The following is a 15,471-nucleotide window of genomic DNA, read 5'->3' as shown; positions in this document are numbered from 1 at the left end:
TGCACCATGGAGAAGTGACCACGCAGCAGCGGCGCGTCCGACGACCTGACCAGAGCGGGACGGCGGAGCGCGCCGGCGTGAGGATCGCCTACGACGTGTACGGCGAGGGCGGGACCACCGTGGTGCTGGTCCCACCCTGGGCCATCGTCGACTCCCGCTCGTGGAAGCTCCAGGTGCCGTTCCTGGCCCGACACTTCCGGGTGGTCACCTTCGACGGACGCGGCTCCGGACGGTCGAGCAGGCCGGTGGGGGCCTCGGCGTACTCCGACGCGGAGCACGCCGAGGACCTCATCGCCGTCCTGGACGCGAGCGGCACCCGCACGGCCGTCCTGGTCGGCCTTTCATGTGGTGCGACGTGGGCCGTGAGGGTCGCTGCCACCCACCCGGAACGCGTCCGCGGGGTCGTCGCGATAGCCCCCGCCTGTCGCCTGGACGTGGGGGCTGCCCCTCGCGACCAGTTCCGCTGGGACGACCACCTCACCACGACCGACGGATGGGCGAAGCACAACAAGCACTACTGGCTCGAGGGAGGCTACGACGACTTCCGGGGCTTCTTCTTCGACCAGATGTTCAACGACCCGCACTCCACCCGGCAGATCGAGGACGCCCTGGCCTGGTCGGCCGACGTCGAGCCGGGAACCCTGGCCGACACCGAGGCAGGGAGGTTGGGGCTCGAGGGGGCCCGGACGGACCCGATGGAGCCGTTCTGCACGCGGGTCCGCTGCCCGGTCCTGGTCATGCACGGCACGGAGGACCGGATCCGGACGCACCGCATCGGCGAACGCCTCGCCGAGCTGACCCACGGTTCGCTGGTCCTCCTCGAGGGTGCCGGCCACGGCCTGCCGACACGACACCCCGTGCGGGTGAACGCTGCGATCCGGGAGTTCACCGAGGGGACTGCCCGGAAGCCGAACCACCGGCCGCCCGGTCCTCGCACCCGGGCCAAGCGGGTGCTGTTCGCCTCGTCGCCGATCGGGCTCGGTCACGCCCTGCGCGACCTGGCCATCGCCGACCAGATGCGCCTGCTGCATCCCGGTCTGCAGGTCGACTGGCTGACCCAGTCCCCGGTTGCAGCGGTCCTCGACGAGGCCGGTGAGCGGGTCCACCCCGCGTCGCACTGGTTGGCCAACGAGTCCGCGCACATCGAGGCGGAGTCGGGCGAGCACGACCTGCACGTCTTCGACGCGATCCGGCGGATGGACGAGATCATGGTCAACAACTTCATGGTCTTCGACGAGCTGGTCGCCGAGGGCGACCACGACCTGGTGGTCGCCGACGAGGCGTGGGACATCGACCACTTCCTGCACGAGTGCCCGGAGCGCAAGCGTTGTGCCTTCGCCTGGCTGACCGACTTCGTCGGCTGGCTCCCGATGCCCGACGGCGGCGACAACGAGGCACGACTGACCGCCGACTACAACGCAGAGATGATCGAGCACCGGTCCCGACACCCCGGGCTTCGTGACAGATCGGTCTTCGTGGGCCACCCGGACGACGTGGTCGCGGACTCCTTCGGGCCGGGGCTCCCCTCCATCCGTGAGTGGACCGAGCAGAACTTCGAGTTCTCCGGCTACGTGACGGGTTCGGCCACACCCGGACCGCGGGCGACCCGACGGCTCCGTCACCAGCTGGGACTCCGACCGGAGGAGCTCCTGTGCGTGGTCAGCGTCGGCGGCTCCGGCGTCGGGTCCACGTTGCTGCGTGCGGTCCTCGACGCGGTTCCCGAGGTGCGGCGCCTGGTCCCGGAGCTGCGCTTCCTGGTCGTCTGCGGGCCACGGATAGACCCCGCGTCCCTCCCCCACCGCCGCGGTGCCGAGATCCGCGGCTACCTGCCCGGCCTGCACCGCTACCTCGCGGCTGCCGACGTCGCCGTGGTCCAGGGTGGCCTCACCACCTGCATGGAGCTGGCGGCCACCCGCACGCCGTTCCTCTACGTGCCCCTGGAGCATCACTTCGAGCAGAACTTCCACGTCCGGCACCGGCTCGAGAGATACGGAGTGGGCCGGCACCTGGCGTGGGCGGACGCGGCACAGCCCGAGGTCCTCGCCGAGAACGTCGTCGCCGAGCTGCACGTCGAGCCCGGCGGACTCCCCGTCGAGTCCGACGGCGCGGCCCACGCCGCCGCCCTGATCGCCGCGCTGCTCTAGGAGACGCCCGCGCGGCGACGGTAGCGACGCTCCGGGCGACCTGCGCCGCCGTACTTGAGTCTCACGTCGAGCACGCCGGTCTCCACGAAGTGCTCGAGGTACCGACGAGCCGACACCCGGGAGACGCCGACCGCTTCGGAGCACTCCCCGGCCGACATCTCGTCGTGCTCCTCGAGAGCGAGGCGGACGCTCTCGGCGGTCTCCGGGCTGAGTCCCTTGGGCAGGGCCACGGGGCGCCCACCCACCACCGGCGCGAAGACCGCGTCGATGTCTTCCTGCCCGGCCGCCCCCTCCGTGGCCAGCGCCCGGTGCGTCGCCCGGAACGCCTCCAGCCGGACCCGCAGGTCGTCGTACTCGAAGGGCTTCACCAGGTAGTGCGCGGCACCGTTCGCCGCCGCAGCACGGACGGTGTCCGACTCACGGGCGGCCGTCACCATCACCACCCCGACGTCGTTGCCACCCCCACGCAGCGTGCGGAGCACGTCGATGCCGGTGCGGTCGGGCAGGTGCACGTCGAGCAGCACGAGATCGGGGTGCAACCGGTCGATCTCGTCCAGCGCAGCGGCCGCGGTCGCGGCCACGCCGACCACACGGAAGCCCTCGGTCCGCTCCACGAAGCGGGTGTGGATGGAGGCCACCATGAAGTCGTCGTCGACGACCAGCACGCTCAGCTCCGTGTCGATGTCGTGCCTCCCTTCAGGGGCAACCGCGCGGTGAACACCGCGCCCGCGTCATTGTGCACCGAGACCACACCGCTGCGCCGCTCGCACACCACCTGCACCAGCGCCAGTCCCACGCCGCGGCCGCTCGCGTCGCTCGGCTTCGTCGAGTAGCCACGCCGGAAGATCTCCTCCGTGTCGGCCACCCCCGGGCCGGTGTCGACCACCTGGACCACCACCTCGGTGTCGTCACGCAGGAGACGTACGTCGATGCGGGGGCCGCCGGCCGCGACAGTGGCGTCGACCGCGTTGTCGACGAGGTTGCCGAGCACCGTGCCGACGTCGGCGGACAGGTCCGGGTCCAGGCGCGGCAGGTCGGAGTCGTCGGTCAGGACGATGGAGACCCCACGCTCAGCGGCCAGGCTGACCTTGGCGATCAGCAGGGCCGCGACGGCTGGGTCGTCGACGTGCACCAGCACGTGCTGACTGATCTCGGCTCGCTGGCGAGCCAGCGAACCGATCAGCATCGACACCTCGTCGTACTCCTCCAGCTGGAGCAGCCCGGAGATGGTGTGCAACTGGTTGTTGAACTCGTGGGTCTGGGCACGCAGCGTCTCGGTGATCGACTCGCGGGCACTGAGCTCGCTCTGCATGGCCAACAGCTCGGTGCGGTCGCGCAACGTGGTGACGGTGCCGACCTGGCGCCCTCGGTCGAGCACCCGGTTGCGGTTCAGCACCATCACCCGGCCCGCCACGACCAGCACCTGGTCGTGCACGTCCTCGGTGGCGAGCAGGGCCTCACGCACCGGCTCCTCGAGGTCGAGCTCACGGACGGACGCTCCCTCGCGCACCTGCGCGAGCTCGAGGAGCTCCAGTGCGCTGTCACTGATCACCGTGACGCGCCCGTCGTCGGACACGGCGACCACGCCCTCACGGATGGAGTGCAGGACGGCCTCGCGCTGGTCGGCCAGGGCCGCGATCTCGGCCGGCTCCAGCCCCCTCGTCCGGCGCTTGATCAGCCGGGAGAGCAACCACGAGCCGACCAGGCCGACGGCCAGGCCGATGCCCAGGAAGCGGGCGAGGTCGGGCAGCCAACGGTCGATCCGGTCACCAAGGGTCGGGTAGGGCTCGGAGACCATCACGATGCCGACCAGGCGTGGTGGCTGCGGATCCCCCTTCGACTGAGGGATCACCACGACCGGCACCTGGGCGGCGATGGAACGCTTCCCGTCGACGGTCACGTCGCCGGTCCACATCCGCATCTGCTGGACGTCGGAGCCACCGAGGTCCAGCCGTCCTCCGACGTCGTCGGGATCGAGCGAGAGCACGATGTCTCCCTCGGCATCCGCCAACGCGACGTACGTCGACGCGCTGCGCGACTGCGTCGTGGCGAGGTAGCCGTTGAGGGAGTCGAAGATGTCACCGCTGGCCAGACTGCTGCGGATCGGTTCCAGGTTGGCCAGCTGCTGGGCGGCTGCGCGCAGCGTCGTGCCGCGGTCGTCGCGGAACTCGGCGGAGCTCTGGCGCACCGAGATCACGGCAGCGAACGCCAGCACGACGAGCAGGACGATCAGCTGGAGGGCCAGGAACTGACCGGCCAGGCTCAGCCGGAACCGGCCACTTCGCACCGATGACCACAAGTTCCACAACCTCCTTTGGTTCCGCAAGGGTGACGCCCGCCACATCATTCCCCACGATCGGTGTGAACGTTCCATCCCCCGATTCGAAGGAGCCGTGATGCCCCGCACCACGAGACCCCGCGGCAGGGCCCGCTGGGCGCCCCTGCTCGTGCTGGCACTGGTCGCCCTGGCCGGCGCCGGGTGCGGCGTCACCCGAGGTGACCCGTCCAAGGACATGACCATGTTGATCCCCAACAGCCCGGGCGGTGGGTACGACCAGACCGGCCGCGCCGCCGTCGCCGCGATGGAGGCAGGCGACATCACCGGTGGCACGTTCGAGGTGCACAACATCACCGGCGCAGGTGGGACCATCGCCTTCTCCGAGCTGATGCGCTCCGACGACGAGCACACCATGCTCACCGTCGGTCTCGGCGTCGTCGGGTCGGCGTACTCCTTCGGGCTGGACGACAAGCTCCAGGACGCCACGCCCCTGGCCCAGCTGATCGAGGACCAGGAGGGGATCCTGGTGCCGGCCGACTCGCCGTACAAGACGGTCGACGACTTCCTCGAGGACTGGAAGAAGCGCCCGGACCAGATCGCCGTCGGTGGCGGCTCGTCCCCCGGCGGACCCGACCACCTCTTCCCGATGCAGCTGGCCAGGACCGTCGGCATCGCACCACGCGAGGTCCGCTACGTCCCCTACGACGGTGGCGGCCCGCTCACGAGCGCCCTGCTCGGCGAGAAGATCAAGGTCGGCTTCTCCGGGCTCGGCGAGTTCGAGGGCCAGATCAAGGAGGGTGAGCTGCGGGTGCTGGCCGTCTCCGGTGAGAAGCGCCTCGAGGGCGAGATGTTCAGCAAGTTCCCCACGCTGAAGGAGTCCGGCGTCGACCTGGTCTTCACGAACTGGCGTGGCGTGCTCGCCCCGCCCGGAATCTCCGAGGAGCGTCGCGACGCGATGATCGACTACCTCAAGGAGATGCACGCGTCGCCCGAGTGGCAGAAGGCGCTCAAGGACAACAAGTGGATCGACGAGTTCAAGACCGGTGACGACTTCAAGAGCTTCCTCGAGGAGCAGAACGCCCGGGTCGAGGACACCATGAAGGAGTTGGGACTGTGAGCTCACACGCAACCACCCCGGGCACGTCGCCGGGCACGTCGCCGGCCACGTCGCCGGACGCGTCACCGACCACGTCGCCGGCCAGGAGACAGGATCGGGCACAGCTCGGCGTCGCCGCGCTGCTCGCCGCGATCGGGGCCTACACGCTCTACGACGCCACCACGCTGACCGTCGGCTTCGCCGACCCGGTCGGGCCGAAGATGTTCCTCTACGTGATCGGCTCGGTGATGCTCGTGCTCGCCGCGCTGCTCGTGCTGGCCACGTTGCGTGGTGACACTCCCCAGGCCGAGGCGGGCGAGGACGTCGACCTCACCGTGCCGGCCGACTGGGTCACCGTGGCCAAGCTGGTCGCCGTCCTGCTGATCACCGTCGCCACCGTCAACTGGCTCGGCTGGGCGATCGTGGGCGCGTTCCTCTTCGCCGGAGCGGCCTGGTCGCTCGGCAGCCGCACCCTGATCCGCGACGTGATCGTCGGCGCGGTGATGTCGGTCGGCAGCTGGTACGGCTTCTACGTCGGCCTGGGCATCCCGCTCACGCCCGGCATCCTGGACGGGATCCTCTGATGGACAACCTCGGACTCCTCGCAGACGGCCTCGGCGCCGCGCTGACCCCTGAGAACCTCATGTACGCCGCGATCGGCGTCCTGCTGGGCACCTTCGTCGGTGTCCTACCCGGCATCGGCCCCGCGATGGCCGTGGCGCTGCTCCTGCCGGTCACGTTCGGCCTCGAGCCGACGCAGGCCTTCATCATGTTCGCCGGGATCTACTACGGCGGGATGTACGGCGGGTCGACGACCTCGATCCTGCTGAACACACCCGGCGAGTCGGCGTCGGTGATGACCGCGATCGAGGGCAACAAGATGGCCAAGAAGGGCCGGGCCGCGCAGGCCCTGGCCACTGCCGCGATCGGCTCCTTCATCGCCGGCACCATCGGCACCCTGCTGGTGGTCTTCTTCGCCCCGGTCCTGGCCGACTTCGCGGTCACCATCGGCGCTCCGTCGTTCTTCGCGATCATCGTGCTGGCCATGGTCCTGGTGACCAGCCTGCTCGGTGAATCCAAGCTGCGCGGGTGGATCTCCCTGTTCCTCGGCCTCACCTTCGGCCTGATCGGGATGGACCTCAACACCGGCCAGCCGCGACTCGACTTCGGTCGGCCCGAGCTCGGTGGACGTCTCGACATCGTGATCGTCGCGGTCGGCATCTTCGCCCTCGGCGAGGCACTCTGGGTGGCGGCGCACCTGCGCCGCAAGCCCTTGGAGATCATCCCCGTCGGGCAGCCGTGGATGGGCAAGGACGACTGGGGCCGCTCCTGGAAGCCGTGGCTTCGTGGGACCGCGCTCGGGTTCCCCTTCGGTGCCGTCCCCGCCGGTGGCGCGGAGACCCCGACGTTCCTCTCCTACCTGCTGGAGCGAAAGCTGGCGCGAAACAAGGACGAGTTCGGCAACGGCGCCATCGAGGGGGTCGCCGGCCCCGAGGCAGCCAACAACGCGTCGGCCGCCGGCACCTTCGTGCCCCTGCTGGCGATGGGCATCCCGGTCACCGCCACGTCAGCGGTGATGCTGGCCGCTCTCACCTCCTACGGCATCCAGCCCGGTCCCCAGCTGATGACGGACCACTCGGACCTGGTGTGGACCCTGCTGGCCAGCCTGCTGATCGGGAACGCCCTGCTGCTGGTGCTGAACCTGCCGTTGGCGCCGCTGTGGGCCAAGCTGCTCTCGATCCCTCGGCCCTACCTCTACTCGGGGATCCTGTTCTTCGCCTCACTCGGCGCCTATGCCGCGAGCCAGCGTGCGTTCGACATCTTCCTGCTGCTGGTCTTCGGACTCGTCGGCTTCATGATGCGACGCTTCGCACTGCCGGTGCTGCCGCTGATCATCGGGGTGATCCTCGGGCCGCTGATGGAGACCCGGTTCCGTGAGGCCCTGGCGATCTCCGGTGGCGACCTGTCGGCCCTGTGGAGCGAGAAGCTGGGGATCGCGCTCTACGTGATCGCTGCGCTGGTGATCGTCGTACCCCTGGTGCTCAAGGCGCGGGGGCGCAACAATCCGAGTGACCCCGACGACATCGACGGTCCCGCCGGACCCCGGGGCTCGGACGGGTTCGACAACGAGAAGGAGCTGGTGCACTGATGAAGCCAACGATCGTGGTCGGCTACAGCCCTGACGAGTACGGCGCCACAGGTGTCGAACGTGCCCTCGAGGAGGCCCGCCTGCGTGGGGCCCGGGTGCTGGTCGCCAACGCCAGCCGGGGCGATGCCTACGTGGACGAGCACTTCGCCTCGACTGCCCAGCTGGCCTCCCTGGAGGAGCAGCTGAGCTCTTCGGGGGTCGACTGTGAGGTGCGGCAGAGCTTCGGCCACGACGTCGCCGAGCAGCTGCTGCAGACGATCGAGGAGACCGAGGCGATCCTGGTCGTCCTCGGCATCCGGCGGCGTTCCCCGGTCGGAAAGCTGCTGATGGGCAGCGTCGCACAGAGGGTGTTGCTGGGCGCCGAGTGTGCGGTGCTGCTGGTGAAGCCCCCGCGCTGACGGCACCCGCCCCGGGCAACGTCATACGCTCCGCGCAACGTCATACGCCCCGCGCAACGTCATACGCTCCGGTTGTCATCGCGACCGGGGCGTATGACGTTGATGCAGAAGGTTGATGCAGGGACGCGCACAAAGCAGCAGGGCCCGGTCGTGATGACCGGGCCCTGCTGGGGTTTTGTACCCCCGACCGGATTTGAACCGGCGTTACCGCCGTGAGAGGGCGACGTCCTAGGCCGCTAGACGACGGGGGCAACTGCTTCTCTCGAAGCCGAGCGAAACCTTAGCCGAAGCCTTGTTCTCGCTCCAAATCGCAGCCGGGGCTGCGACTTCGCTGGGATACTAGGACTCGAACCTAGAATAACTGGACCAGAACCAGTCGTGTTGCCAATTACACCATATCCCAATGGTTTCGGCTCCCGAGGAACCGAAAGGAAACCTTACACGCGACCCCGCGACGCCGCCAAAACGGACCGCTGGGTCGACCTCGACAACCCCATCTGCTTGGCCGCCCACAGGGCCAGCGCGAGGTAGACCAGCGACTGGGTGAGCGTCACCGGCAGGCTCCACCAGGTGCCGCCCGACGGGCTCAACGTGTCGCTCATGTCGCCGAAGACGATCGCCAGCCCGAAGGCCAGCCAGTTGTTGAGCACGTGCATCGCGATCGACGCCTCGAGCCCACCGGTGCGCACCACCAGGATCCCGGCGACCAGTCCGAAGGCGAGCCGGTCGACGAAGATCGGCGGGTCCTGCACCCCGTGCGCCAACGCGAAGAGCACGGCCGGCCCGATGATCGCGACGTACGTCGGGAAGTGCCCGCCGAACATCTGGGTGAGGTAGCCGCGGAACGCGAACTCCTCCCCCGCCGCCTGCAAGGGCGTCAACAGGATCACGACGAGGAGGAACTGCATGGCCTTGCTGTCGAAGGGGTTCGGCGTCGCGGAGATGTCACCGCCCGAGGCGCTCGACGGCACCACCGACCCCACCAACAGGGTGGCCACCAGGGCGAGCACGGAGAGTCCGAGGCAGGCCACGAAGAACTTCCACCGCATCCTCCCGACGACCGAGGTCACCCACCCGGGGCGCAGTCGGTGCAGCCACCAGGTGACCAGCAGCACCGTGGGGATCAGCCCGGCCAGGGTGAGGTTCAGGTAGGCCAGGCCGTAGGGCGTGACGTCACCGAGGTCGAGCAGCCGGGTGTAGTCAGCGGTCATGTCGGAACTGCCGTTCGCCGCCAGCCACACCAGGGTGATCACCTGGAGGGTGCCGGGCACCACCAGCAGGGCGATCACCACGAGCAGCAGGACGCCCAGCACCGACCGCCACCAGCTGCTCGCCCCAGCACGGTGGAGCTGGTGGTACCCGAGCGCGCCGGCCGGCACCGTCCCGGGTTGGCTCGGCGGGGCGGGTTGGCCGGGCGGGCTCGGCTGACTGAACTGGCTCGGCGGGCCGGGTTGGCTCGGCGGGGTGGGTTGGCCGGGCCGGCTCGGCGGGCCGGGCTGCTGCGCAGGTACGTCGTCGGTCACGGGTGCGCGTCAGGCCAGGGCGCTCTGCAGCCGACCGAGACCGCGCTCACGACCGAGCAGCTCGAGCGACTCGAACAGCGGCGGCGAGATGCGACGGCCGGTGGCGGCGACTCGCACGGGGCCGAACGCGTTGCGCGGCTTGAGGCCGAGCTCGTCGATCAGCTTGGCACGCAGGGCCTCCTCGATCGCTGCCGTGCTCCACTCGGACAGCCCGGACAACGCGTCGTACGACGCCCGGACGACTGCCTTGCCGTCGTCGTTGAGCAGCTTGGCGACGTCGGCCTCGTCCCGGCTGAAGTCAGCCTCGTCGGCGAAGAGGAAGCCCAGCATGTCGGGGACCTCGGCCAGCTTGTTGATGCGCTCGGCCACCAGCGGCATGGCCAGCTCGAGCAGCTGCGCGTCGGCGTCGTTGACCGGGTCGCTGATGACGCCTTGCTCCTGCAGGAACGGGATCGAGCGGTGGGTGATGTCCTCCACGGTGAGCAGGCGCATGTGGGAGCCGTTGATCGCCTCGCACTTCTTCAGGTCGAAGCGTGCCGGGTTCGGGTTGACGTCGCCGATGTCGAACGCCTCGACCATCTCGTCGAGGGTGAAGATGTCGCGGTCTGCGGCGATCGCCCAACCGAGCAGGGCCAGGTAGTTGAGCAGGCCCTCGGGCAGGAAGCCCTGGTCGCGGTAGAGCTCCATGTGCGCCTCGGGATCACGCTTGGAGAGCTTCTTGTTGCCCTGGCCCATGACGTAGGGCAGGTGGCCGAAGCGCGGCGTCCTCTCGGCGACACCGATCTCCTTCAGCGCGTCGTAGAGCGCGATCTGGCGTGGCGTGCTCGAGAGCAGGTCCTCACCACGGAGCACGTGGGTGATCTGCATCAACGCGTCGTCCACCGGCGCCACCAGCGTGTAGAGCGGGTCGCCGTTGGCACGGGCCAGCGCGTAGTCGGAGACGAACTGGGTGTCGAAGGTGATCTCACCCCGGACCAGGTCGTCGAAGGTGATCTCGCCCTTGGGCATCCGGAACCGGACCACGGACCTGCGGTCCTCCTCACGGAAGACGGCGACCTCCTGGTCGGTCAGCTCGCGGCAGAACCCGTCGTACCCCATGACCTTGGAGCCGCTCGCCTTGCGCCGCGCCTCGACCTCGTCGTTGGTGCAGTAGCAGTCGTACGTCGACCCGTGCTCGCGCAGCTTGGCGAGGACGTCGGTGTAGATGTCGCTGCGCTCGGACTGGCGGTAGGGGCCGAAGTCGCCACCCTTGAGCGGGCCCTCGTCCCAGTCGAGGCCGAGCCACTGCATCAGGTCGAGCAGCGACTCGTAGGACTCGACGGTGTTGCGGGCCTTGTCGGTGTCCTCGATGCGGAAGACGAACGTGCCGCCGAAGTGGCGGGCAAAGGCCCAGTTGTAGAGCGCCGTTCGAGCCAGGCCGACGTGGGGGCTGCCGGTGGGCGACGGCGCCATCCGGACCCGGACCTGCTGGGGCTCGAGGTCACCCAGGACGTTCGCGTCGTTCAAGCCAGTCTTCGGGTTCAACGCTGTGCCACCTTGTTCGTGAGAGTGCCGATGCCGGCGACCGAGACCTCGACCTCGTCGCCGACGTTCATGGGACCGACACCTTCGGGGGTGCCGGTGAGGACGACGTCGCCGGGCAGCAGCGTCATGACGCTGGTGATGTGCGCGATCAGCGTCGGGATGTCGAAGATCATGTCCTTGGTCGAGCCGTCCTGCACCAGGTCGCCGTTGAGGTGGGTCTGGATGGTGACGCCGTCGATGAAGGTCTGCGGGTCGAGGTCGGTCTCGATCCACGGGCCGAGCGGGCAGAACGAGTCGAAGCCCTTGCCGCGGGTGAACTGCACGTCCTTCTTCTGCAGGTCACGGGCGGTGACGTCGTTGGCGATCGTGTAGCCGTGGATGACGTCGGTGGCCTTCTCGACCGGGACGTCGCGACAGATCCTGCCGATCACGACGGCGAGCTCGCCCTCGTAGTGGACGTTCTCGCTCTGGCGGGGGTAGAAGATCGGGTCGCCGGGCCCGGTGACACTGGTGTTCGGCTTGAGGAACATCAGCGGCTCGTCGGGGACCTGGCTGTCCATCTCGGCGGCGTGGGCGGCGTAGTTCCTGCCGATCGCGACCACCTTGCTGCGCGGGAGGACCGGCGCGAGCAGGCGGACGTCCTCGAGCTTGTACTCCTGTTGGAGCAGCTTGACTCCGACGTAGAGCGGGTCGCCGGCCAGGCCGACGATGACCGCGTCGTCCTCAGGCTGGCCGAACTCGTCGAGCTCTCCGGTCAGCACGCCGTAGAGCGGGTCTTCTCCGGTGGTGAATCTGCAGATGCGCACGGACCCGAGCCTATCTGGCGCCCGTCAAGGCAGCTGAATCAGGAACGCGGCGCCGGTGGTTGAGGAGCGAGGCACGAGCGTCGCGCCGGTGGTTGAGGAGCGAGGCACGAGCGTCTCGAAACCACTCAGGAACGCGGCGCCGGTGGTTGAGGAGCGAGGCACGAGCGTCTCGAAACCACTCAGGAACGCGGCGCCGGTGGTTGAGGAGCGAGGCACGAGCGTCTCGAAACCACTCAGGAACGCATGAGGCGACTCCGCAGCACCCGCGAACCGGCGCTGCTCTCGGCTCGCCTGCGCCGACGGGCGGCCTCGAGCTGCAGGGTCAGCCGGCGTGCAGCCTCTTCAGGGCTGATGCGTCGTGCGGGTGCCATGCGCTTCTCCGATCCTCGTCTCACCCCTACAGACTCCCCGGGAACCGATTTGGTTGCATCCACCCAGGGGATTGTTCGACTACGACTTTGGTCGGGGTCACTCCTAGGCTTCCTCCCATGACCGAGGTCCTGGACGAGGCGACGTGGCGCGCGCGGGCCGCCGCACACGCCGAACGCGTCGACCGGTTCATCGATCCGCACTTGGCCCGACGCGAGTCGAGCGTCAAGCACCCGGTCCACGACTTCCTGTTCACCTACTACTCCCAGCGCCCGGCCCAGCTCCGGCGCTGGCACCCCGGCTTCGGGCTGGCGCTCGGCGGCGAGGCCTCGGCGTACGACGGGTTGAAGGGATACGCCGACGGCACGGTGTCGGTTGAGCACGTGGTCTCGCAGCGGCCGCTGATCACCTCGATCCACCGGCTCCTCGAGGCCACCGCCTCGCGGCCGGCCCACGTCGGATGCTTCGGGCTGCACGAGTGGGCGATGGTCTACCAGCTCGACGACGACGAGACGCGGCACGCCGACTGGCCGCTGCGGCTCGGCGGGCCGGGCACGGACACCGTGGTGGAGTCTCACCGGATCGCCTGCTCCCACTTCGATGCGTTCCGCTTCTTCACTCCCGCGGCCAGGCCGCTCAACACACTGCAGCCCGGGCGCGACGACCGGTCGGCGTTCGAGCAGCCGGGATGCCTGCACGCCGGCATGGATCTCTACAAGCACGCGTTCCGGCTCACCCCGATGATCTGCTCCGACCTCGTTGCCGACTGCTTCGAGCTGGCGCGTGACATCCGGGTCCTCGACATGAAGGCCGCGCCCTACGACCTCGCCAACCTCGGCTTCGAGCCGGTGCGCATCGAGACCCCCGAGGGCAAGAAGGAGTACGCCGCAGCGCAGCGCGGGTTCGCCGAGCGCGGAGCACCCTTGCGGCAGCGCCTGATCGAGGAGTGTGCCCGCCTGCTGGAGGTGTCCGGGTGAGCGACGGTGGAGGATCTCGCGCAGATGGTGCGTGAGATCCTCCACTGTCGAGCCGTCGGCGCCCTTCGACGCTCCGGTCAGCGGTTCGCGCTCGTCTCCGACGCGGGCGCACTCCGCCCTGCCGCTCGTGGCCCTCGGCGCCACCGTTTCGCGGAATCGCTCGCGCGCGCTCGGACCGGTAGAATCGGCGCTGCACAGGGCTCTGGCGTACCTGTTGGGCGGGAAGGTACGCACCCGTTCCACGCACCCTGGAGTAGCCCTTGTCAGCCCTCACCGGTTATCGACATCTCTTCGGCCTGACCGGCCCCGTCTATGTCCTGGTCGGCTTCCTGGCCCGCATCCCGCTGGCGATGAGCCAGCTCGGCGTCCTGCTGCTGATCGCCGGCACCACCGGTTCGTACGGCGCCGGTGGCGCTTGTGCCGGAGCCCTCGCCATCGCCAACGCGGTCGGCGCGCCCCTGTGGGGCACCTGGGCCGACCGGATCGGGCAACGCCCGATCGTGCTGGTGCAGTCGTTGGCCGGCGCCACCGGCTTGGTCGCCCTCCTCGTCGTCTCCCACACCGACCTGCACTGGGGCTGGGCCGCTGTCGCCAGTGGCCTGACCGGGCTGCTGCTGCCCCAGGTGGGCCCGATGTCCCGGGTCCGTTGGCGACCCATCACCTCCGGCAGCGAGCACCAGGACGAGCTCGTCGACGTCGCGTTCTCCTACGAGGGCGCGGCCGACGAGGCCTCGTTCGTGCTCGGCCCGGCCCTGGTCGGCCTCGGTGTCTCGCTGGCCAGCCCGACCTTCGCCCTGGCCTCGGCTGCCGTCGTCCTCGCCGTCTTCGGCGCCCGGTTCGCCCTGCACCCCACCGCCGGGCAGGCCCACGTCGCGCACCAGAGCACCACCGAGGACGTGGTGCGCCTGCTCACCCCGGCGCTGCTCCTGCTGTGCGTCTCCCAGCTGCTGATCGGAACCGTCTTCGGCTCGGTCCAGACCGGCACGTCGGTGCTGGCGACCGACGTCGGCCAGCCGGGACTGACCGGCTACTTCCACGCCCTGCTGGGTGTCGGCAGCGTCATCGCCGGGCTCGCGATCGCTGCGCTGCCGGCCTCCTTCGGGTTGCCGGCGCGCCTGCGCTGGTTCGCGATCGGCCTGTTCCTGCTGGCCACTCCGCTGCTCCTGGTGGACTCGTTGCTCGCCCTGTCACCGGTGCTGCTGGTGCTGGGCCTGTGCATCGCGCCCTACATGATCACCACGTTCACGATCGGTGAGCGGATCACGCACCGCTCCCGGATCGGTGCCGCGATGACGTTGCTGGCCGCGGCGACCGGGCTCGGCTACGCGATCGGTGCTGCCATTGCCGGACAGCTCGCCGACTGGGGTGGCCAGACACCGGCGTTCGCGGTGACCGTGGCGGCCGGTGTCGTCGCCGTGCTCGTGTCCTGGGGTGGCGGACCGTTGCTCAGGGGCGCCGCAGACACTCGCGCATCGCAGCCGGCGTACGCCTCCGAGCCGGCCTGACCGGAGACCCGTGTGGTCCGCGCGGTGCCTGTGGCAGTGGGCAGGCGCGGTCAGCCGGCTTCGACGACCGCGCCGTGCAGCTCGGCGAGCAGGATCGCTCCGGCCAGGTCCAGCTTGGTACGCCGCAGCTGAGCGGCAGCGAGGTCGACCTGCTCGAGCACGGCGCCCCGCAGGTCGGCGCCGGACAGCTTCGTCTCGCGCAGGTTCGCGCCGTCGAGCCGGGTGCCGCGCAGCAACGACCCGGAGAGGTCACTCTGGGAGAGGTCTGCCTCGCGCAGGTCGAGGCCGGAGAGGTCGAGCTTGCTCAGGTTGATCCCCCGCATGGTCACGCCGCGCCACTGGCCACCGGTCACCTTGATCGGGCGCATCGTGCACTCCGCGAAGACGGAGCCGATCATCTTGCAGCCCTCGAGCTCGGCGTCGAAGAAGCTGGTGCGTTGGAAGTCGCAGGCGACGAACGCCGTGTGCCGATGAGTGCTGGCGTTGAATCGGGAGTTCACGAACGTGCACTGGTCGAAGGTCGCCCCCGAGGTCTTCACCTCGCTGAGGTCCATGTCGGTGAACGTGCACTGCACGAAGCGTGCGGCTTCGAGGTCCTCGGCATACCAGTCCTCGTCGCGGTAGTGGACGCTGGTGTTCTCGATGGTCTCGCTCACGGGGGCCACCGTAACGCCCGAGGGGCGCTCACCAGGACGACGGGCG

The 15,471-nt window shown here is 69.3% G+C and carries 14 protein-coding genes and 2 tRNA genes; 7 read left to right on the top strand and 9 right to left on the bottom strand.

Annotated features, from left to right (window positions below; translation table 11 throughout):
• Positions 1 to 14: 14 nt before the first annotated feature.
• Positions 15 to 2,144: an alpha/beta fold hydrolase gene (locus tag ncot_RS05785; protein WP_168616751.1), complete on the top strand. Its 2,130-nt coding sequence runs from the start codon at positions 15 to 17 to the stop codon at positions 2,142 to 2,144.
• Here the strand turns inward: ncot_RS05785 and ncot_RS05780 are convergent.
• Positions 2,141 to 2,809, bottom strand: coding sequence for a response regulator (locus ncot_RS05780; RefSeq protein WP_240938089.1), 669 nt, complete (start codon positions 2,807 to 2,809; stop codon positions 2,141 to 2,143). The two genes, ncot_RS05785 and ncot_RS05780, sit on opposite strands and share 4 nt — an antisense overlap.
• Positions 2,810 to 2,811: 2 nt before the next feature.
• Entirely contained in the window at positions 2,812 to 4,443 is a 1,632-nt protein-coding gene (locus ncot_RS05775; protein ID WP_168616750.1) for an ATP-binding protein, read from the bottom strand.
• A 97-nt stretch (positions 4,444 to 4,540) separates the two neighbouring features.
• On the opposite strand from ncot_RS05775, the gene ncot_RS05770 reads away from it, so the two are divergent.
• Genes ncot_RS05770 through ncot_RS05755 form a run of 4 tightly spaced genes read left to right on the top strand, consistent with a single transcriptional unit; the run spans position 4,541 to position 8,065 of the window.
• Positions 4,541 to 5,539, top strand: a complete 999-nt coding sequence (locus ncot_RS05770; protein ID WP_168616749.1) for a tripartite tricarboxylate transporter substrate-binding protein — start codon at positions 4,541 to 4,543, stop codon at positions 5,537 to 5,539.
• Positions 5,536 to 6,102, top strand: coding sequence for a tripartite tricarboxylate transporter TctB family protein (locus ncot_RS05765; RefSeq protein ID WP_168616748.1), 567 nt, complete (start codon positions 5,536 to 5,538; stop codon positions 6,100 to 6,102). Before ncot_RS05770 ends, ncot_RS05765 begins: the two co-directional genes overlap by 4 nt.
• A complete protein-coding gene (locus tag ncot_RS05760) occupies positions 6,102 to 7,667 on the top strand; it encodes a tripartite tricarboxylate transporter permease (RefSeq protein WP_168616747.1) in 1,566 nt (521 codons plus the stop codon). Before ncot_RS05765 ends, ncot_RS05760 begins: the two co-directional genes overlap by 1 nt.
• Positions 7,667 to 8,065 carry a universal stress protein gene (locus ncot_RS05755; protein ID WP_168616746.1) on the top strand — a complete coding sequence of 133 codons (399 nt, stop codon included), beginning with the start codon at positions 7,667 to 7,669 and terminating at the stop codon, positions 8,063 to 8,065. The genes ncot_RS05760 and ncot_RS05755 overlap by 1 nt, the downstream gene beginning before the upstream one ends.
• 178 nt (positions 8,066 to 8,243) lie before the next feature.
• Here the strand turns inward: ncot_RS05755 and ncot_RS05750 are convergent.
• The 6 genes from ncot_RS05750 to ncot_RS05725 form a co-directional block, all read right to left on the bottom strand.
• Positions 8,244 to 8,316 (bottom strand) — tRNA-Glu (locus ncot_RS05750).
• A gap of 80 nt (positions 8,317 to 8,396) precedes the next feature.
• A tRNA-Gln gene (locus ncot_RS05745) sits at positions 8,397 to 8,468 on the bottom strand.
• 34 nt (positions 8,469 to 8,502) lie between these two features.
• A complete protein-coding gene (locus tag ncot_RS05740; RefSeq protein WP_277345790.1) occupies positions 8,503 to 9,588 on the bottom strand; it encodes a type II CAAX endopeptidase family protein in 1,086 nt (361 codons plus the stop codon).
• Positions 9,589 to 9,597: 9 nt separating this feature from the next.
• Positions 9,598 to 11,094, bottom strand: coding sequence for a glutamate--tRNA ligase (gene gltX, locus ncot_RS05735; protein ID WP_277345789.1), 1,497 nt, complete (start codon positions 11,092 to 11,094; stop codon positions 9,598 to 9,600).
• A 14-nt stretch (positions 11,095 to 11,108) separates the two neighbouring features.
• A complete protein-coding gene (locus ncot_RS05730) occupies positions 11,109 to 11,918 on the bottom strand; it encodes a fumarylacetoacetate hydrolase family protein (protein ID WP_168616745.1) in 810 nt (269 codons plus the stop codon).
• Between the two features lie 233 nt (positions 11,919 to 12,151).
• Entirely contained in the window at positions 12,152 to 12,289 is a 138-nt protein-coding gene (locus ncot_RS05725; RefSeq protein ID WP_168616744.1) for a hypothetical protein, read from the bottom strand.
• A 117-nt stretch (positions 12,290 to 12,406) separates the two neighbouring features.
• On the opposite strand from ncot_RS05725, the gene ncot_RS05720 reads away from it, so the two are divergent.
• Both ncot_RS05720 and ncot_RS05715 read left to right on the top strand, forming a co-directional pair.
• The gene (locus ncot_RS05720; RefSeq protein ID WP_168616743.1) at positions 12,407 to 13,264 is read left to right on the top strand and encodes a 3-methyladenine DNA glycosylase; all 858 of its coding nucleotides are present in this window, start codon (positions 12,407 to 12,409) and stop codon (positions 13,262 to 13,264) included.
• 260 nt (positions 13,265 to 13,524) lie between these two features.
• Positions 13,525 to 14,769 carry an MFS transporter gene (locus ncot_RS05715; RefSeq protein WP_240938088.1) on the top strand — a complete coding sequence of 415 codons (1,245 nt, stop codon included), beginning with the start codon at positions 13,525 to 13,527 and terminating at the stop codon, positions 14,767 to 14,769.
• Positions 14,770 to 14,819: 50 nt separating this feature from the next.
• On the opposite strand, the gene ncot_RS05710 is transcribed toward ncot_RS05715, so the two are convergent.
• Positions 14,820 to 15,425, bottom strand: coding sequence for a pentapeptide repeat-containing protein (locus ncot_RS05710; protein WP_240938087.1), 606 nt, complete (start codon positions 15,423 to 15,425; stop codon positions 14,820 to 14,822).
• Between the last annotated feature and the right edge of the window lie 46 nt (positions 15,426 to 15,471).

Origin of the sequence: Nocardioides sp. JQ2195, from assembly GCF_012272695.1 — a bacterium.
GTDB lineage: Bacteria > Actinomycetota > Actinomycetes > Propionibacteriales > Nocardioidaceae > Nocardioides.
This window is presented reverse-complemented; position numbering and strand designations above follow the sequence as displayed.

What these genes read in the sequence shown, in the direction of transcription:
- ncot_RS05755 (WP_168616746.1), top strand. Translation starts at nt 7,667, where the DNA reads ATGAAGCCAACGATCGTGGTCGGCTACAGCCCTGACGAGTACGGCGCC.
- ncot_RS05760 (WP_168616747.1), top strand. Translation starts at nt 6,102, where the DNA reads ATGGACAACCTCGGACTCCTCGCAGACGGCCTCGGCGCCGCGCTGACC.
- ncot_RS05720 (WP_168616743.1), top strand. Translation starts at nt 12,407, where the DNA reads ATGACCGAGGTCCTGGACGAGGCGACGTGGCGCGCGCGGGCCGCCGCA.
- ncot_RS05725 (WP_168616744.1), bottom strand. Translation starts at nt 12,289, where the DNA reads ATGGCACCCGCACGACGCATCAGCCCTGAAGAGGCTGCACGCCGGCTG.
- ncot_RS05770 (WP_168616749.1), top strand. Translation starts at nt 4,541, where the DNA reads ATGCCCCGCACCACGAGACCCCGCGGCAGGGCCCGCTGGGCGCCCCTG.